20 protein-coding genes and 1 other RNA gene are annotated in these 17,827 nt (G+C 66.5%); 5 read left to right on the plus strand and 16 right to left on the minus strand.

What is annotated here, in order from left to right; genetic code table 11:
* Nucleotides 1-66: 66 nt before the first annotated feature.
* Complete coding sequence (locus E4K09_RS06910) at nucleotides 67-687, plus strand: HdeD family acid-resistance protein (RefSeq protein WP_134496012.1); 621 nt, start codon at nucleotides 67-69, stop codon at nucleotides 685-687.
* A 235-nt stretch (nucleotides 688-922) separates the two neighbouring features.
* On the opposite strand, the gene tolB is transcribed toward E4K09_RS06910, so the two are convergent.
* The 13 genes from tolB to ssrS form a co-directional block, all read right to left on the minus strand.
* Nucleotides 923-2,197 carry a Tol-Pal system beta propeller repeat protein TolB gene (tolB, locus tag E4K09_RS06915; RefSeq protein WP_244610401.1) on the minus strand — a complete coding sequence of 425 codons (1,275 nt, stop codon included), beginning with the start codon at nucleotides 2,195-2,197 and terminating at the stop codon, nucleotides 923-925.
* A gap of 87 nt (nucleotides 2,198-2,284) precedes the next feature.
* Nucleotides 2,285-3,433, minus strand: a complete 1,149-nt coding sequence (gene tolA, locus E4K09_RS06920; RefSeq protein ID WP_134496014.1) for a cell envelope integrity protein TolA — start codon at nucleotides 3,431-3,433, stop codon at nucleotides 2,285-2,287.
* A 28-nt stretch (nucleotides 3,434-3,461) separates the two neighbouring features.
* Entirely contained in the window at nucleotides 3,462-3,905 is a 444-nt protein-coding gene (locus E4K09_RS06925; protein ID WP_134496015.1) for an ExbD/TolR family protein, read from the minus strand.
* A 17-nt stretch (nucleotides 3,906-3,922) separates the two neighbouring features.
* On the minus strand, nucleotides 3,923-4,648 hold the full coding sequence (tolQ, locus tag E4K09_RS06930) for a protein TolQ (protein ID WP_134496016.1): 726 nt from the start codon (nucleotides 4,646-4,648) through the stop codon (nucleotides 3,923-3,925).
* 281 nt (nucleotides 4,649-4,929) lie between these two features.
* The gene (gene ybgC / locus E4K09_RS06935) at nucleotides 4,930-5,388 is read right to left on the minus strand and encodes a tol-pal system-associated acyl-CoA thioesterase (protein ID WP_244610393.1); all 459 of its coding nucleotides are present in this window, start codon (nucleotides 5,386-5,388) and stop codon (nucleotides 4,930-4,932) included.
* Nucleotides 5,381-6,427, minus strand: coding sequence for a Holliday junction branch migration DNA helicase RuvB (gene ruvB / locus E4K09_RS06940; protein WP_134496017.1), 1,047 nt, complete (start codon nucleotides 6,425-6,427; stop codon nucleotides 5,381-5,383). The genes ybgC and ruvB overlap by 8 nt, the downstream gene beginning before the upstream one ends.
* Nucleotides 6,428-6,524: 97 nt before the next feature.
* Entirely contained in the window at nucleotides 6,525-7,142 is a 618-nt protein-coding gene (gene ruvA, locus E4K09_RS06945) for a Holliday junction branch migration protein RuvA (protein ID WP_134496018.1), read from the minus strand.
* A gap of 230 nt (nucleotides 7,143-7,372) precedes the next feature.
* Complete coding sequence (ruvC, locus tag E4K09_RS06950; RefSeq protein WP_134496019.1) at nucleotides 7,373-7,876, minus strand: crossover junction endodeoxyribonuclease RuvC; 504 nt, start codon at nucleotides 7,874-7,876, stop codon at nucleotides 7,373-7,375.
* A 105-nt stretch (nucleotides 7,877-7,981) separates the two neighbouring features.
* On the minus strand, nucleotides 7,982-8,728 hold the full coding sequence (locus E4K09_RS06955; protein ID WP_134496020.1) for a YebC/PmpR family DNA-binding transcriptional regulator: 747 nt from the start codon (nucleotides 8,726-8,728) through the stop codon (nucleotides 7,982-7,984).
* Nucleotides 8,729-8,853: 125 nt separating this feature from the next.
* Nucleotides 8,854-9,543, minus strand: coding sequence for an exopolysaccharide biosynthesis protein (locus E4K09_RS06960; protein ID WP_166802202.1), 690 nt, complete (start codon nucleotides 9,541-9,543; stop codon nucleotides 8,854-8,856).
* A 74-nt stretch (nucleotides 9,544-9,617) separates the two neighbouring features.
* Nucleotides 9,618-10,439 carry a TIGR00282 family metallophosphoesterase gene (locus E4K09_RS06965; protein ID WP_134496022.1) on the minus strand — a complete coding sequence of 274 codons (822 nt, stop codon included), beginning with the start codon at nucleotides 10,437-10,439 and terminating at the stop codon, nucleotides 9,618-9,620.
* Nucleotides 10,393-11,034, minus strand: a complete 642-nt coding sequence (locus tag E4K09_RS06970) for a 5-formyltetrahydrofolate cyclo-ligase (protein WP_134496023.1) — start codon at nucleotides 11,032-11,034, stop codon at nucleotides 10,393-10,395. The genes E4K09_RS06965 and E4K09_RS06970 overlap by 47 nt, the downstream gene beginning before the upstream one ends.
* 4 nt (nucleotides 11,035-11,038) lie before the next feature.
* Nucleotides 11,039-11,195: non-coding RNA, 6S RNA (gene ssrS, locus E4K09_RS06975), on the minus strand.
* A 204-nt stretch (nucleotides 11,196-11,399) separates the two neighbouring features.
* On the opposite strand from ssrS, the gene E4K09_RS06980 reads away from it, so the two are divergent.
* Nucleotides 11,400-11,678, plus strand: a complete 279-nt coding sequence (locus E4K09_RS06980) for a hypothetical protein (RefSeq protein WP_134496024.1) — start codon at nucleotides 11,400-11,402, stop codon at nucleotides 11,676-11,678.
* Nucleotides 11,679-11,696: 18 nt separating this feature from the next.
* On the opposite strand, the gene E4K09_RS06985 is transcribed toward E4K09_RS06980, so the two are convergent.
* The 3 genes from E4K09_RS06985 to E4K09_RS06995 are packed head-to-tail and all read right to left on the minus strand — an operon-like array spanning nucleotide 11,697 to nucleotide 13,198.
* Complete coding sequence (locus E4K09_RS06985) at nucleotides 11,697-12,467, minus strand: GNAT family N-acetyltransferase (RefSeq protein ID WP_134496025.1); 771 nt, start codon at nucleotides 12,465-12,467, stop codon at nucleotides 11,697-11,699.
* A 53-nt stretch (nucleotides 12,468-12,520) separates the two neighbouring features.
* Nucleotides 12,521-12,901 (minus strand): cell division protein ZapA, encoded by a 381-nt coding sequence (locus tag E4K09_RS06990; RefSeq protein ID WP_134496026.1) that lies wholly within the window; start codon nucleotides 12,899-12,901, stop codon nucleotides 12,521-12,523.
* 3 nt (nucleotides 12,902-12,904) lie between these two features.
* Nucleotides 12,905-13,198 (minus strand): DUF4164 domain-containing protein, encoded by a 294-nt coding sequence (locus E4K09_RS06995; protein ID WP_134496027.1) that lies wholly within the window; start codon nucleotides 13,196-13,198, stop codon nucleotides 12,905-12,907.
* A gap of 399 nt (nucleotides 13,199-13,597) precedes the next feature.
* Between E4K09_RS06995 and tkt the strand changes: the two genes are divergently transcribed.
* From tkt to E4K09_RS07010, 3 genes are read left to right on the plus strand one after another with little or no spacing between them, the layout of a single operon-like run.
* Nucleotides 13,598-15,532 carry a transketolase gene (gene tkt, locus E4K09_RS07000; protein ID WP_244610403.1) on the plus strand — a complete coding sequence of 645 codons (1,935 nt, stop codon included), beginning with the start codon at nucleotides 13,598-13,600 and terminating at the stop codon, nucleotides 15,530-15,532.
* Nucleotides 15,533-15,575: 43 nt separating this feature from the next.
* Nucleotides 15,576-16,583 (plus strand): type I glyceraldehyde-3-phosphate dehydrogenase, encoded by a 1,008-nt coding sequence (gene gap, locus E4K09_RS07005; protein ID WP_134496029.1) that lies wholly within the window; start codon nucleotides 15,576-15,578, stop codon nucleotides 16,581-16,583.
* A gap of 14 nt (nucleotides 16,584-16,597) precedes the next feature.
* Nucleotides 16,598-17,788 (plus strand): phosphoglycerate kinase, encoded by a 1,191-nt coding sequence (locus E4K09_RS07010; protein ID WP_134496030.1) that lies wholly within the window; start codon nucleotides 16,598-16,600, stop codon nucleotides 17,786-17,788.
* Nucleotides 17,789-17,827 lie beyond the last annotated feature (39 nt).

The raw sequence follows: 17,827 nt of genomic DNA on the forward strand, positions 1-17,827 counted from the left end.
ACCTACCGCCAAGCCTGGCATTGACAGGGTGTCACCTTGTGAAGAGGTCTATCGAAGGAGACGACCATGGCGACCGGGACCCCCAACTCCGCTTCCTATGATCCGCTCGACCGCGCCGAATCCATGAGTGCGCTGCTTGCGCGCAACTGGTGGGCCCTGGCGCTCCGCGGCGTCTTCGCGGTCATCTTCGCCCTCATCGCGTTCTTCTGGCCGGGCGCGACGATCCTCTCCCTCGTGCTGTTCTTCTCGGCCTACATGCTGGTCGACGGCGTCTTCGGCATCGTGTCGGGCATTCGCGCCGCCTCCCGCCACGAGCGCTGGGGCCTGCTGATCCTGGAAGGCATCCTCAACATCCTCGTCGGCATCATCGCGTTCCTGATGCCGGGCCTGACGGTGGTGTTCTTCGTCACGCTTCTGGCCGTGTGGTCCTTGATCACCGGCATTCTGATGATCGTCGCCGCCTTCAAGCTGAATCCGGCCTTCGGGCGCGGATGGCTGATCCTGAGCGGTCTGGTGTCGGTTCTCTTCGGCGTGGCGCTTCTGATCGCGCCGCTCGTCGGCGCCGTGGTGCTGACCTGGTGGCTCGGCGCGTATGCGCTCCTCTTCGGCGTTGCGCTCATCGCCCTCGCGTTCAAGCTGCGCAGCCGGAAGGACGAGTTCACCGGAAGCGCCTCGCTGCGCGCGTGATCCAGAGCTCCCCTCTCCTGTTTAAGGAGGGGCAGGAGCGGTGCGAGGGGGTACGTTCTCCACTCGGCCGGACTCAGGCGCCCTCGTCATGGCCGGGCTTGACCCGGCCATCCACGTCTTCGGAACGGCTGCACCCTCAAGACGCGGATCCCCGGCACAAGGCCGGGGATGACGTGAAGGGAGCGGATGGAAAAAGCACTGCCCTGCAAGGGGGCGCCGGAGCGCCCCTTCGGTCTTACTGACGCGCCTCGCTGAGCAGCGGCGACCAGGTCGGATCCGATGCGAAGGACGGGGTCGGGACGGGCTGCTCCACCCGGCCCGTGATGTCCACCATGTAGAGCTTGCCGCCGGACTGCCCGCCCGGATCGCGGAAGAACATGATGTACTGGCCGTTGGGAGCCCAGACCGGGCTTTCGTTGTGGAAGCCTTCCGTCAGGATTCGCTCGCCCGATCCGTCCGGCTTCATGATGCCGATGGCAAAACCGCCGGAATGCTGCTTGGTGAAGGCGATGTAGTCGCCGCGCGGCGACCAGGCCGGCTGCGAATAGGAGCCGTCGCCGAAGGAGATGCGGCGCTGGTTCGAGCCGTCGGCGCCCATCACGTAGAGCTGCTGCTTGCCGCCGCGGTCGCTCTCGAAGACGATCTGCGTGCCGTCCGGCGAGAAGGACGGCGAGGTGTCGATGGCCCCCGTCGAGGTGAGGCGCGTGGTGGCCTGCGAGCCGAGATTCATCATGTAGATGTTGGCGTTGCCGCCCTGCTGCAGGCTCATGACGATGCGCTGACCGTCGGGCGCGAAGCGGGGCGAGGAGGTCATGTCCGGGAAGTTGCCGACCACCTGGCGCGAGCCGGTCTCGAGATTGATCACCTGAACGCGCGGCTGCTGGCCTTCCACCTGGGACATGAAGGCGATTTCCTGCGTCACCGGCGAATAACGCGGCGTCACCACGCTCGTGTCGCCCTGGGTGAGATAGCGCACGTTGGCGCCGTCCTGGTCCATGATCGCCAGGCGCTTGCGGCGGTTCTCCTTCGGACCGGATTCCTCGACGAACACGATGCGCGTATCGAAGAAGCCGCCGAAGCCCGTGATCTTCGTGTAGACCGCATCCGAGATGATGTGGCCGACGCGGCGCCAGAAATTGGCATCCGTCACATATTGCTGGCCGGTGAGCTGCTGTCCGGAATCGATGTCCCACAGGCGGAACTCGGCGCGCAGACGGCCCGACGGATCGCGCGAGACGCGGCCCGTCACGAGAGCCTGGGCGCCCGCCATCTTCCAGGCGTCGAAACGCGGCGCCGCATCGAAGGACGGACGCTCCGGAAAGCGCGACCGGTCGAGAGCGACGAAATAGCCGGAGCGTTGCAGGTTGTTGGCGATGATGCCGGACACGCGCTGGCCGAGATCGCCCTCGCCCGAAAAATCGGCGATGGCGATCGGCATCGGCTGGAACTGTCCGCCCGGTCCGACCCGGAACGAAAGCTGCGCATAGGCGGCGGGAGCGAGCGCCGCCATCGGAACGATGACGGAGAGCGCGATGAGGAAACGGGAAAGGAGGCGAGTGATCATGATGTCATGTCTCAAGCGTAATGGGCTTAAAGATCAGGAAAGGTCGAACTGGACGTTCAGGATTTTCCAGTCCGAATAGAACTGCATGTACTGGGAGGGTACGCGGTAGGGAGCGCAGCGGCGCACCGCGCGCAGAGCGGCGCCGGCCACGGCCTGGTCCGTGCTGCTGCTGCCGGCCCGGAGAACGGTCGGCTCGCTCGCGAGCGAGCCGTCCTGGTTCAGGCGGATGTCGAGCAGCGGCGGCGTTCCATCGCTTCCCGAGGCGCTGATCGGCGCGGTGTAGCAGCGCTGGATCTGCTCCTGCAGGATGCCCATGAGCGCGTCCCGCTGGCTCGGATTGAGCTTGGCGGCCGTGCCGGTCGCGGTGCCGAGAGACGCGGTCTTCTGGACCTCCGCCCCGGTCGCCCCGCTCGACTGACTCCTCTGCTTGTTGTCGAGGAACTGCTTGAGGTCGCCCATGTCGAGCTTCTTGGCGAGTTGGGCTTCCTTGCGGGCCTTCGCCTCCGCTTCGGCCTTGGCTTTGGCCTCCGCGATCTTCTTGGCTTCCGCTTCGGCTTTCGCCTTGGCCTCGGCCTCCGCTTTCGCCCTGGCCTTTTCCTCGGCCACGCGCTTGGCCTCGGCATCCGCCTTCGCCTTGGCTTCGGCCCTGGCTTTCGCCTCCGCTTCGGCCTTGGCCTGCTCGGCGGCCTTGGCCTTCTCGATGGCTTCGGCTTCCGCCTTCTCGACGGCTTTCTTCTCCGCCTCGGCCTTGGCCTCCGCCTGAGCCTTCGCGTCGGCGGCGGCCTTCGCGGCCGCTTCAGCCCTGGCCTGTTCTTGAGCCTTGGCGGCGGCAGCGGCGGCGGCGGCCGCCTCCTCGTCGGCGACCTTCAGGTCCTCGGGCCGCTTCGGGGGCGCGGGCGTGTCGAGCTTGTCTTCGCCGGGGGCGCGCTGCTCGGTCTTCTCGGCGATGCGGTCGGCGCGAGGCTTGGGCGTGGGCTGCACCGACTTGGCATCCGTCTCGCCCTTGGTGATCTGCGAGAACTGGTTGTCGGTGATGACCTCGACCGGGATGCCTTCCTGCGCTTCGGGAAACTCGGAGGCATAAGGCAATCCGATCAGGGCGGCCGTCAGCAGCGCCACGTGCGCGACGCCGGACACCCAGAAGCCCGGTTCGGAGGGGTTGAATCGATCCTTCAACGCCACGTGTCTGTGCCCCTTGCGTTCATCCCGTTCAGTTCTGGTCCATCGCGGTCACCAGCGCGACCCGCTTGTAGCCGGCCCTCGTGACGATGGACATGATCTGAGCGACGCGCCCGTAATCGACCTTCTTGTCACCGCGCACGAAGATGCGCTCGTCGAAGCCCGCCTTCGACACCTCGGCGAGCTTGCCCACGATGGCCTCGTCCGTCAGCTCGGTTTCCCCGAGGAACACCTGCCCGGTCGCCTTGATGGAGAGCGTCACGGGCTTGGCGTCCGAATTGAGAGGCGCGGCCTTCGTTTCCGGCAGATCGAGCGGCACGCCTGCGGTCATCATGGGAGCCGCCACCATGAAGATGATCAGCAGCACCAGCATGACGTCGATGAACGGCGTCATGTTGATCTCGTTGATCGCACCGCCCCGCTTGCCGCGCCTGCGGCGACGTCCGGCTCCGCCTCCTGCTGCAACCATGGCCATCGCTTAACGATCCTTCCTCAAGCCGCGCGCGACGACGAGAGACGCTCGTCGATCTGGCGCGACAGGATGGCGGAGAACTCGTCCGCGAAGCCTTCCAGCCGCGACTGCAGCTTGCCGACTTCCGACTGGAGCTTGTTGTAGGCGAGCACCGCCGGAATGGCCGCGAACAGGCCGATGGCGGTGGCGAACAGCGCCTCCGCGATGCCGGGCGCGACGACCGCGAGGCTGGTGTTCTTCGACGCCGCGATGGAGGTGAACGAGTTCATGATGCCCACCACCGTGCCGAAAAGGCCGATATAGGGACCGGCCGAGCCGATGGAGGCCAGGATCATCAGGCGGGAATCGAGACGCTCCACCTCGCGCTGGATGGTGACGTCGAGAACCTTGTCGATGCGCTGCGAGAGGCTCTGGAACGAGCGGCCCGAGCCCTCGAAGGAGCGCTTCCATTCGCGCATGGCCGCCACGAACACGGCGGCGAGACCGGTCGCCGGGCGGCTCTGCAGGGAGCGGAACAGCTCCTCCAGCGACTGGCCGGACCAGAACACGTCCTCGAAGCGGTCCATGGCCCGCTTGGTGCGGGCGTAGAGCAGGGTCTTGTCGATGATGATGGCCCAGCACCACACGGAGGCCGCGAGCAGCCCCATCATCACGAGCTTGACGACGAAATGCGCCTGCCAGAACAGGCTCAAAAAGGACATGTCGTGCGCCACAGGAGCGGCCTGGGCCACATCAGCCGGATTCATCAGTCTCGTCCTCGCTCTTCGAGCACCCCGGGAGAAGCCCGGGGTCCACCGCATTCGGTCTAGGAAAATCTTGTTGTGTTACCTTGCTCGTTCGCGCCTGAATCTGTCGAAAATAAGGGCACGGACTCGCAGGCAGCCAATGACTTCCCGACTGTGGTCTTTTAGGCACCCGGCGTGGTTAAGGCTTGGTTTAAGCGGGGGTTAAATCGCTCTAAACTCAACCTTATAGCTCGGCGGCGTCTTGGCAGCCATGCGCTGTAGGCAAGCTCGGCCACCTCCCCTTACGGCATGTCTCCGCTCCCGGAGAGCGCCGCCCGCAGCTCATCCGGGATCCGCACGGCGCGCCCGCCACGGACGCAGGCGACCATCACGTCGGCGGACACGAGCACCTCCTCGCCCCGCCGCACCTCCTGGGCCAGCGTCATCGAGGCCCCGCGCACGTCCTTCGGCCGGGTGACGACGGTGAGCACGTCGTCCATGAGGGCTGCGCCCAGGAAATCGATATTCATCTTGCGGACCACGAAGGCGAGCCCGCCCATCTCCGCGTGGAGGTTCGACTGCGCCACCTCGACAGCCCGCAGCAGCTCCGTGCGCCCGCGCTCCAGGAAGCGCAGATAGCTCGCGTGATAGACGCGGGCGGAGAAATCGGTGTCCTCGTAGTAGACGCGGATCGGCAGGACATGCGCGTCGCCGTCCATGCGTCCGGCAAGGTGGGGCCAGGGATGCTCCGCCTCAATCATCCTCGCCCCCGCTGAACAGGCCGAACTGCGCCGTGATCTCGCGGGTGGGCTCTGGGATGCCGAGATGCCTGAAGGCATGGGGCGTGAGGATGCGCCCGCGCGGGGTGCGCTGCACGAAGCCCTTCTGGATGAGATAGGGCTCGATGATGTCCTCGATGGCGTCGCGCGGCTCGGAGAGCGCGGCCGCGATGGTCTCGATGCCCACGGGGCCGCCGCCGAAGGAGCCCGCGATCATGGTGAGATATTTCCGGTCCATCAGGTCGAGGCCGATGGGATCCACATCGAGCAGGCGCAGCGACCGATCCGCGAGCTCCCGGGACACGATCTGCGCTCCCTCCACGATGGCGAAGTCGCGCACGCGGCGCAGGAGGCGGCCCGCGATGCGCGGCGTGCCGCGCGCCCGGCGGGCGATCTCGTTGGCGCCCTCCTCGCTCATGTTCAGGCCGAGCACCCGCGCGCCGCGCCGCACGATCAGCTCCAGCTCCTCGACGGTGTAGAATTCGAGGCGGATCGGGATGCCGAAGCGGTCGCGCAACGGCGTGGTGAGGAGGCCCGCGCGGGTGGTCGCGCCCACGAGGGTGAATTTCGGAAGCTCGATCTTCACCGAGCGGGCGGCCGGCCCCTCGCCGATGATCAGGTCGAGCTGGTAATCCTCCATGGCCGGATAGAGGATTTCCTCCACGGCCGGGTTGAGGCGGTGGATCTCGTCGATGAAGAGCACATCGCGCTCTTCGAGGTTGGTGAGCTGGGCTGCCAAATCGCCGGCCTTGGCGATCACCGGGCCGGAGGTCGAGCGGAAATTCACGCCGAGTTCGCGGGCGACGATCTGGGCGAGGGTGGTCTTGCCGAGGCCCGGAGGTCCCACGAAGAGCACGTGATCGAGGGCGTCGCCCCGGGCCTTGGCGGCATCGATGAAGACCTGGAGGTTGGCGCGCGCGGCGGCCTGGCCCGTGAAGTCGGACAGCGACAACGGCCGGATCGACGCATCGACATCGTCCTCGCGCTTTTCGGGGCTGAGCAGGCGGCGGGAATCGGTCAAAGAGAGTTACCTTCCAAGGGCTTCATATAGGCGCTGGGACCTTAATACGCCATTCTTAACGAGATCAAAACAGGAACGTCGCAGATCCTGCCCCGGGTCAGCGGGCCAGTTCCCGCAACCCCAACCGGATCAGGGTCTTCGCCTCGGCTTCGTCACCCGCCTGCTTCATGGCGGCCGCCACGGCGGCGGAGGCCTGGACCTGGGGATAGCCGAGATTGACCAGGGCCGAGATGGCGTCCGCCACCGGAGCGGGAGCGCTCTTGTCCTCCACCGCGCCGGTGAGGCGGATGAGGGCCGGATCGACGGGGGCGAAGGCCGGAGCCTTGTCCTTGAGCTCGGAGACGATGCGCTGCGCGAGCTTGGGGCCGACCCCGGGGCCGCGGGCCACGGATGCCTTGTCGCCCGTGGCGATGGCGGTGGCGAGAGCCCCGGGATCGAGCACCGAGAGGATGCCGAGCGCCACCTTGGAGCCCACCCCCTGCACGCTCTGGAGCAGGCGGAACCATTCGCGCTCCGAATCCGACCGGAAGCCGAACAGGCGGATCATGTCCTCGCGGACATGGGTCTCGATGGCGAGCGTGGCCGCCTCGCCGATGGGGGCCAAGTTCTGCAGGGTTCGGGAGGAGCAATGGACCACGTAGCCGACCCCGTGCACGTCGATGACGACGAAATCGTCGCCGTAGGAATCCACCACGCCTTTGAGTTTGCCGATCACGTTCGTTCTAGCTCCTGGTAGCCGCCTCGGGCGGCTTCACCTCTCCCATGGGGAGAGGTCGGACCGCAAGGTCCGGGTGAGGGGTACGCCGTTTCCGAAGAGGACGGTAACCCCTCACCCGCCGCGCTATCGCGCGTCGACCTCTCCCTCAGGGAGAGGTGGGAGCCACATCCTGCACCCGATCCTGGATCGGCTTCGCCGTCCGGGAACGGCTGTTCTTCTGTAACACCTCAGAGGCTCGCCGCCAAAGCGCGCGCTTTCCGGTGATGCGCATGCGCGATGGCGATGGCGAGCGCGTCCGCCGCGTCGGCCTTCTTGAAGTCGGCCTTGGGCAGCAGGATCTTCACCATGGCCTGCACCTGGTCCTTCTCGGCGTGGCCGACGCCCACCACAGTCTTCTTCACCTGGTTCGCCCCGTATTCCGCCACGGGCAGGCCGTGGAGCGCGGGCACCAGCAGGGACATGGCGCGGGCCTGACCGAGCTTGAGGGTCGCCTGCGCGTCCTTGTTGACGAAGGTTTCCTCCACGGCCACCTCGTCCGGGGTCCAGGCGCGGATGACCTCGGTGATGCGGTCGTGGAGCTGCTTGAGGCGCAGCGCGAGATCGAGATCCCCGTCCGAGGTCACGACCCCGCAGGCGACGTATGAGAGCCTGGTCCCCTCAACGGTGATGATGCCCCAGCCCGTGTTGCGCAGGCCGGGATCGAGGCCGAGGATGCGGACGCGTTCGCTCACTTTATGGTCTCCCGCGTCATGCCCGGGCTTGTCCCGGGCATCCACGCCTTGAGGCGGTTCAAAGACATAGATGGCCGGATCAAGTCCGGCCGTGACGACGCTGCCTTAGCCCGCGATCTTCTGCATGAGAGCGTCGGACAGCTCGAAATTGCCGTAGACGTTCTGGACGTCGTCGTGCTCCTCGAGCGATTCCATGAGCTTCATGAGCTTCTCGCCGGTCTCGTCGTCGACGGAGACGGGGGTCTGGGCCTTCCAGACGAGCTTGGAGGCCTTCGGCTCGCCGAACTTGTCCTCGAGCGCCTTGGTGACCTCGTTCAGAGAGCCCTGGTCGCAATAGATCTCGTGGCCGTCCTCGGTCGAGACCACGTCGTCGGCGCCCGCGTCGATGGCCGCCTCCAGCATGGCATCGGCATCGGCCGATTCCGCCGGAAATTCCACGAGGCCGACCCGATCGAACATGAAGGACACCGCTCCGGTTTCGGCGAGGTTGCCGCCGCTCTTCGTGAAGTAGGAGCGGATATCCGAGGCCGTGCGGTTGCGGTTGTCCGTCATCGCCTCGACGATGATGGCGGCGCCCCCGGGGCCGTAGCCCTCGTAGCGGATCTCCTCGTAGTTCTCGCCGTCGTTGCCCGCCGCCTTGTTGATGGCGCGCTGGATGTTGTCCTTGGGCATGTTTTCGGCGCGGGCGGCGAGGATCGCGGCGCGCAGGCGCGGGTTCATGTTCGGATCGGGCGTACCCATCTTGGCCGCCACGGTGATTTCGCGGGCGAGCTTGGAGAAGAGCTTGGAGCGCATCGCATCCTGGCGCCCCTTGCGATGCATGATGTTCTTGAACTGGGAATGTCCGGCCATCGGGGCCTCCGAGGTAACCGCCGAGAGCGGCCCGGGTGACAGGCGCTCGTCAGGCTCGTGAATGGTGACGATGGAGGGCTTATAAGGCGGCGAAGGGCCCGAGGCCAAGCCCCCCGGCGGCGAAACTAGAACCCGAGCCAGGACGGGAGGTTGGCGATGCCGGCCATGACGAGGTGATAGGAGGCCCCCAGCACCGTCGCCGTGTAGGCGAGCCCCGCGAGCCCGATCAGATAGCCGACGATCAGCAGATAGCCGTCCTCCTCCATCACCGCGATGGAGGCGATGACCAGGGCGATGGACGGCGGGAAATTGGTGCCCGGAAAGGGAATGAGAACCGAGAGAGCCACCAGGAACGCGAACAGCCCCACCATCCGGTCGCCCAGGGGGCCGAACAGGGCGGTCAGCCTCGGCCGACAATAGCTTTCGAGCTTCTGGAGCTTGGGCTCGGCAATGTCGATCAGGCGCTTGAACTTCGAGACCGAGACCGTCTGGCGCAGGATGAAGCCGGGCAGCCAGGGCCGCTTGTGGCCGAGCATCATCTGGACGCCGAAGATCAGCACCGGCGTGCCTACGATGCCCGCGATGCCGGGCACGTTCGGCACGCAATTGGGCAGGGAGAACAGGATCAGGACGAAACCGAAGGCGCGCTCGCCGAAGGCTTCGATGATCTCGCGGATGGAGATCGCCTCCCCCTTGGCGTTGTCGATCACTGCGCGCAGCACGACGGAGGCGCTGTGATGCTCGTGCGCCTGATGAAATTCGCTCTCCTCGCGATAGGGGCGTCTGGTCCTGACTGGCTCTGTCCTGGCGTCCACCGGTGTCCTCCGTGGCGCAAAGATGGGAATGGTCTGTGGCCAAGCCAAGGCTCGGCGCATGAGAATGGCTCCGGCTAGTCCCAGAAACGCGGCCAAGCCTCCTCGAGGTGCGGCCCGAGCCGGACCGCCGCGACCCGCACCGCGAGGCCGGTCCGGTCGTCCGTCTCCACCGCGATCCCTGAGAGCGTGCCCTCCCCGAGACCGGGCTCGAACCGGGTTCCAGGGGTCTTCTGGAGGAAGCGGCGGATCGGCTCCTCCTTCTGCATGCCGAGCACCGAATCGTAGTCGCCGCACATGCCCGCATCGGTCATGTAGGCGGTGCCGCCGGGGAGCACCCGGTAATCGGCGGTGGGCACATGGGTGTGGGTGCCGACCACGAGGGTCGCCCTCCCGTCGAGATAATGGCCCAGGGCCTCCTTCTCGCTGGTGGCCTCCGCGTGGATATCCACCACGACGGCGTCCGCCACCTGCCCCAGGGGGCAGGATTCGAGAGCCTGGTCGACCGCCGCGAAGGGATCATCCAGCGGGTCCATGTAGATGCGCCCCATGACGTTCACCACCAGGACCCGGGCCCCCGAGCGGGTATCGATGAGGTTCGCCCCGCGCCCTGGGGTGCCGGGCGGATAGTTCGCCGGCCGAATGAGCCTGGGCTGGCGCTCGATGAAGACGAGGGTCTCGCGCTGGTCCCAGGTGTGATTGCCGAGCGTGACGGCGTCGGCGCCCGCGTTCAGGATCTCGTCGCAGATCGCCTCGGTGATGCCGAAGCCCCCGGCGGAATTCTCTCCGTTGATCACCACGCAATCGAGGTTCCAGCGCTCGCGCAAGGACGGCAGCCGCTCGATCACAACGTTACGGCCGGCGCGCCCGACGATGTCGCCGAGGAAGAGAAGACGCATGGTTTTCCTTCTTGAGAGGCTTGGTCCGAATGAGCTCGGTTTCCGTGATGACAATGTCGAGCAGGCGGTCATGGTCCTCGACGGGAACCTGCTCGATCTCCTGAACCGCATAAGCCAGGCCGATGGTCAAGACCGGATGCTGCGCGTCGAGCGCCGCGATGGCCCGATCGAAATGGCCCTTTCCGTAGCCGATGCGCCCGCCCCTCCTGTCGAAGGCGACGAGGGGGACGATGAGGCATTTGGGAAAGACCTCCGGGGCATCGGGGCCGGGCTCGCGCACGCCGAAGCCGCCCTTGATGAGCACATCGCCGGGCTGCCAGAGCCGCCAGCTCAGGTGGGGATGCAGGATTTGGGAGAGGGCCACGTCCTGGCCGCGCTCCAGGAGCGCTTCCATGAGCGGGCGCGGATCGACCTCGCTGCGGATGGGCCAATAGCCGCCCAAAGGAGTCACGTCTCGAAGGTCGGAAAGGCCGAGGGCCCGGGCGGTGATCGCCTGGGACGCCTCCTCGCGGAAAGCCTTGTCGAGCTCGTCGCGGCGGGCGAGCGCTTCGGTGCGAAGCTGTTCTTTCAAGGCAGGAGGAGGAAGAGAATGCATGACGTGCGGAGCCACAAAAGCCGTCGGAGAAGCGATCCCGGGAACCTACAAAGTAGGTGGGCGCCGTATGTCCCGGTCCACGGACCGGGTCAGGGACAGCTCCCTTCAGGATCGATAAGGCCCCGGGGAATATGAACTCCTAACGCGCCCCGCAGCCCCGCCTTCCCTATGTAGGGAGGATGAGGGCCGGTTGAAAGGGGAAAAGTGAGCCCGGAGTCGATCTTCTTCGGCCCGTCCTCGTCGGTGGTCCAGGGTTGCCTACCTCCAACGGACTACGGTACCGGCACCGTGATTCTACGGATGGCTCCCCGCCGGTGCCCGATGGCATTCTCAAAGCTGAGGAACGCGCCATTACCGGAGAAAACATGCCCTCATCCGAGCAGAACGCCGCCAGCCTGCGGCCGGAAAGGTCCCAAGTTCATGCCCCGAGCATCGACGCCATGATGCGGGAAGTGCTGCACATGCTCGGCGATATTGATGCCGAGTACGAGATCCGGCTCGATCAAGCCGAGCAGAACACCGACGATCAGGCGCTGAAGGACCATATCAAGCGGAAGATCCGGGCCGCCCATCGCGAGCGCCGGGAGCCGTATGTGGAACTCCTGACCACCCTTAGACAGCGCCGGCACCGGCTGTCGTGCTAGAATTGGAGCCGCACCCCGTCAGACGCGTCTGCGACGGTAATGGTAGCGGTACATCTCGCGCGTGAATCCCAGGCGCGCGTACAGGGCGCGGGCGGGAGCGTTGTCGGCCACCACCGACAGGCAGGCGCCCGTTGCCCCGCAACGCTCCTCGGCCCAGGCGAGAACCGCTGAAACGGCCTTTTGCGCCAATCCCCGCCCTCTGAAGGCCGGATCGGTCACGACGGAATTGACGCAGACCAGCCCGTCGTGAACAGCCCCGAAGGCAATGGCCGCCGGAGTTTCCCCGACATGGCGAACTGCGGCGAAGACGGCGGGAAGCGACAGGCTCTCGAGGATCTTCCGGTGGGTTTTCTGCGCGTGCTCGTCCTGCCCGTGGAGGCGAGCGAGGGTTGCGAGCCACACCTCTCCCGCACTTCCTTCCTCCAGATTGACCTCGGTCGCCATCTGCGGCGGCGTTTCGGCGAAGTCCATGAAGAGCGCGCAGCTTTCATCCTCGGGCGCGTCATAGCCCCGTTCGTCGAGCCTGCGGTCGAGCGCCGGATCGGCGGTCGACGGAATGCAGAAGATCGCCGGCTGTCCCTGGCCCGCATAGATCGCTTCGCAATACCGGATCTTGCGGTCCAGCGGCTGCGTCCCCGGCGACAGAAGATGCACCGCGTTCGTGCGCCGCGTATGCCCGTCGGCCAACCGGATCAGCCAGCCGTCGAAAACGACCTCCCGCAGGGCGGGCCAGCCGTTGAGGCAGGCCTCCTCGACACGTTTGACAAGCGGATTTGTGGAAGGATCCATGGGCCGATGAGAGCAGAATCCCCCTCCCGGCCACAACCGGGGCGGCTGTCGTCTCACGCGGATCTCGGCTCCTGCTCCTGGCCGCCCGCATTCAGACTGCGCGCCAGCCACTCGATCCGCTCGGCGGCCCTGTGAACACCCTCCGCCAGCCTCGCCTCGATCATCCGGGCGCGCTCGTCCCCCGACGAGGATTTCAGGCGGGCGAGTTCCGCCTCCAGGCTCGCGAGGCGCTTCCTGGTCGCATCGAGCTCGTCGGCCTGGGCGATGGCCGCCATGACCTGGAGGCGCAGGTCGCCGATCTCGCCGAAGCTCCCGCGCATCTCCGCGATCTTGGCATCGTAGGATGCGGCGAGCCGCTCCAGATGCGCCTCCTCCCCCTCGGCGCACGCGATCCGATAGGCCTGTCCGGCGATGGTGACCGTGACCTGAGCCATGACCTATCCCTCTCCCGGCTCGCGCTGGCCCGCCTCGGTCAGCACGGTCTGAACGGCGAGAATCGCAAGCTGAACCCGCCTGGAGACATCGTCCGTGGCGGCCTCGAAGCGGTGGAGGCGGGTGAGAGCGCCGTCCAGCTCCTCCGCGAGACGGGAGCGGTCGTCCTCCATGAGCTGCAGTTCGGTCTCCAGGCTTCCCCGGCGCCTTTCGGCATCGAGACGGCGGGACGCCGAGGCTTCGAGAAGCCCCAGGGCCGCGTCGAGCCGTTTCATCGCGTCGTCGAGGGGGGACGTCATGCTGCCTCCGGGAATCGCCCTGGAGACTAGCGCATCGCGCGGAAAAGTGGACCCGGTTTTCACTGACGTGGCCCTACGGGTCGCTGACGCGGCCCCTCGGGTCCGCGTCGAACGATGCGCCCTCCCAGGAGTGGAGCATCGGATCGATCCCGAAAGTGGGCCCACTTTCGGGATCGATGCTCTAGGCGGCCCAAGCGGAAGGAGCAACGGTCCTTCAGAGGATTACACCCCGTGACGCCTTTGACTCAGACCCCCCGCGTGTTAAGGAGCCGACGCCTTTTCCAGACAGACCCGCCCCTTTGCGGGGCTACACAATTTGTGGATCTAGCCGTGCTGAACACCGTCCCCGCCGATCGCATCACCCATTCCGATCTGGCGAACGCCGTGCGCGTCCTCGCCATGGACGCCGTCGAACAAGCCAAATCCGGCCATCCCGGCCTGCCCATGGGCGCCGCCGACATTGCGACCGTGCTGTTCACCAAGTTCTTGAAATACGATGCCGCCGACCCGCGCTGGCCCGACCGCGACCGGTTCATTCTCTCGGCCGGCCACGGCTCCATGCTGCTCTACGCCCTGCTCCACCTGACCGGCGTGAAGGGCATGACCATCGAGGAGCTGAAGAACTTCCGCAAGCTCGACTCGAAGACCCCGGGCCATCCGGAAAACTTCATGACCCCGGGCGTCGAGACCACCACGGGTCCCCTCGGCCAGGGCATCGCCACGGCGGTGGGCTTTGCGCTCGCCGAGCGCATGCTGAACGCCGAGTACGGCGACGATCTCGTCGACCACTATACCTATGTGCTCGCCTCCGACGGCGACCTGATGGAAGGCATCAGCCAGGAGGCGATCGCGCTGGCCGGCCACCTGAAGCTCAACCGCATGATCGTCCTGTGGGACGACAACGAGATCTCCATCGACGGCCCGCTCTCGATCTCCGACTCGGTCGATCAGGTGAAGCGCTTCCAGGCCTGCGGCTGGAACGCCGTGCGCATCGACGGCCATGATCCCAAGGCGATCCAGCGCGCCATCGCCCGCGCGCAGAAATCGGACAAGCCGACCCTCATCGCCTGCAAGACCACCATCGGTCTCGGTGCCCCGAAGAAGGCCGGCACCTCCAAGGCCCACGGGGAGCCGCTCGGCGCCGAGGAACTCGCTGGCGCCAAGGCCGCCTACGGCTGGAGCCATGCTCCCTTCGAGATCCCGGACAATATCCGCGACGCCTGGGCGAAGGCCGGCAAGAAGGGCCGCCGCCTGCGCAAGGCCTGGGAGGACCGGCTGAGCGCCCTGCCCGCCGACAGGCGCGGCGAGTTCGAGCGCCGCGTCAAGGGCGTGCGCCCCGCAGGTCTCGGCGAGGCCATCGCTCGGCTGAAGGACCGTCTGGCGGCCGAGCCCCAGAACGTCGCCACCCGCAAGGCCAGCGAGATCGCCCTCGAGGTCATCACCGAGGCCGTGCCGGAACTGGTCCTCGGCTCCGCGGACCTGACGCCCTCCAACAACACCAAGACCAAGAACCTCACCGCCATCTCGCCCGGCAACTTCGCGGGCCGCTACATCCATTACGGCATCCGCGAGCACGGCATGGCGGCGGCCATGAACGGCATCGCGCTTCACGGCGGCTACGTGCCGGCCGGCGCGACCTTCCTGGTCTTCACCGATTATGCCCGTCCCGCCATGCGCATCGCCGCGCTCGCCGGGGTTCCGGCGGTCTACGTCATGACCCACGATTCCATCGGTCTGGGCGAGGACGGCCCGACCCACCAGCCGGTGGAGCACCTGGCGGCGCTTCGCGCCATGCCGAAGATGCGCGTGTTCCGTCCGGCGGACGCCATCGAGACGGCGGAGGCCTGGCAGCTGGCGCTCGAGCGCACGGACGGCCCGTCGACCCTGGCGCTCACCCGCCAGAACTTGGCCCAGGTCCGTAAGGACGGCGGCGCGAAGAACCTCTCGGCCACCGGTGCCTACGAGCTCTCCCCGGCTTCGGGCAAGGCCCGCGCCACCATCTTCGCCTCGGGTTCCGAGGTGGAGATCGCCTTGGCGGCCCAGAAGCTGCTGGCCGAGAAGAACTTTGAGGCCCGCGTGGTCTCCGTGCCGTCGCTCGATCTGTTCCTGGCCCAGCCCGAGAAGGTGCGCCACGAGATCATCGGCGATGCGCCGGTCAAGGTCGCGGTGGAGGCGGCGGTCCGCTTCGGCTGGGATTCGGTCATCGGTCCCGACGGAATTTTCGTCGGCATGCATGGGTTTGGCGCGAGCGCGCCCTACAAGGACCTCTACAGGCACTTCGGCATCACCGCCGAGGCGGTAGCGGAAAAAGTTCTCAGGACGCACAATCTCTGAGACCGAAGGAGGCCCAAGGCCTCGTCACAAGGGAGTTAAGACTATGACGGTGAAGGTCGCGATCAACGGTTTCGGTCGCATCGGACGCAACATCCTCCGCGGCATCGTGGAGAGCGGCCGGAAGGATATCGAGGTGGTTGCCATCAACGACCTCGGCCCGGTCGAGACGAATGCCCACCTGCTTCGCTTCGATTCCGTCCATGGCCGCTTCCCGGCCGATGTCGCGGTCGAGGGCGAGTTCCTCGTGATCAACGGCCAGCGCATCCGCGTGACGGCGATCAAGGATCCGGCGACCCTGCCGCACAAGGATCTCGGCGTCGACATCGCGATGGAGTGCACGGGCATCTTCACGTCCAAGGACAAGGCCTCCGCCCACCTGGCTGCCGGCGCCAAGCGCGTCATCGTCTCGGCTCCGGCGGACGGCGCCGATCTCACGGTCGTCTACGGCGTGAACCACGACAAGCTCACCAAGGAGCACATCGTCATCTCGAACGCCTCCTGCACCACGAACTGCCTCGCCCCCGTGGCGAAGGTGCTTCACGAGACGGTGGGCATCGAGAAGGGCTTCATGACCACGATCCATTCCTACACCAACGACCAGCCGACGCTGGATCAGATGCACAAGGACCTCTACCGCGCCCGCGCGGCGGCCCTGAACATGATCCCGACCTCGACGGGCGCCGCGAAGGCCGTGGGCCTCGTCCTGCCGGAGCTCAACGGCAAGCTCGACGGATCCTCGATCCGCGTGCCGACCCCGAACGTCTCCGTGGTGGACTTCAAGTTCCTGGCCGGGAAGTCGACCACGAAGGAAGAGATCAACGCGGCCATCAAGGCGGCGGCCGACGGCCCCCTCAAGGGCGTGCTCGGCTATACGGACCAGCCGAACGTCTCCTCCGACTTCAACCACGACCCGCACTCCTCCGTGTTCCACCTCGACCAGACCAAGGTGATGGAGGGCAACTTCGTGCGCGTGCTGTCCTGGTACGACAACGAGTGGGGCTTCTCGAACCGCATGGCGGACACCGCCATCGCCATGGCGAAGCTGATCTAAGGAGGGCTGCTTCGATGACCGCCTTCCGCACGCTCGACCAAGCCGACGTCAAGGGAAAACGCGTTCTCGTCCGGGTGGACCTCAACGTCCCCATGGAGAACGGCCGGGTCACGGACGCGACGCGCATCGAGCGCGTCCTGCCCACCATCCGGGAAATCGCCGACAAGGGCGGCAGGGTCATCCTTCTCGCCCATTTCGGACGCCCGAAGGGCCGCGACCCGAAGGAATCCCTGAAGCCGGTCGCGGAGGCGGTCTCGCAGCATCTCGGGAAAACGGTGGCCTTCGCCGATGACTGCATCGGCGAAGCCGCCTCCGGCGCCGTCTCGTCCCTGAAGGACGGCGAGGTGCTTCTTCTCGAGAACACCCGCTTCCATGCGGGCGAGGAGAAGAACGACCCCGCCTTCGTCCAGGAACTGGCGAAGCTGGGCGATCTTTACGTGAACGACGCCTTCTCGGCGGCCCACCGCGCGCATGCCTCCACCGAGGGCCTCGCCCGCGTGTTGCCGTCCTACGCCGGCCGCACCATGCAGGCGGAGCTCGACGCGCTCACCAAGGGCCTGGAAGCTCCCAAGCGCCCCGTGGTCGCCATCGTGGGCGGCGCGAAGGTGTCCACCAAGATCGACCTGCTCGAGAACCTCGTCGCCAAGGTCGATGCCCTCGTCATCGGCGGCGGCATGGCCAACACCTTCGTGCATGCGACGGGGCTCAACGTCGGCAAGTCCCTGGCAGAGAAGGATCTCGCCGCGACCGCCATGCGCATCATCGAGAAGGCGCGCGCCGCCAACTGCGCGATCATCCTGCCGGTGGACGGCGTCTGCGCCTACGAGTTCAAGGCCGGCGCCCACAACCAGACCTATGGCATCGACGCGATCCCCGAGGACCAGATGATCCTCGACGTGGGCTCGCAATCGGTGGAGCGCGTCTGCGCCGCCATCAACGATGCGGCGACGCTGGTGTGGAACGGCCCGCTCGGCGCGTTCGAGATCCCGCCCTTCGATCAGGGCACGGTCGCGGCCGCCCGCCATGCGGCCCGGCGCACCCAGGAAGGCAAGCTCGTCTCGGTCGCCGGCGGCGGCGATACGGTTGCCGCCCTCAACCATGCCGGCGTTGCGGACAGCTTCACCTACGTCTCAACGGCAGGCGGCGCCTTCCTTGAATGGCTCGAGGGCAAATCGCTCCCCGGCGTGGACGCCCTGAGAGCCTGAGGTCTTGCCTGGCAGAGTGGGTGCCCGCCCTGCCAAGCG

It is taken from the genome of Microvirga pakistanensis (assembly GCF_004458765.1).
Classification (GTDB): domain Bacteria; phylum Pseudomonadota; class Alphaproteobacteria; order Rhizobiales; family Beijerinckiaceae; genus Microvirga; species Microvirga pakistanensis.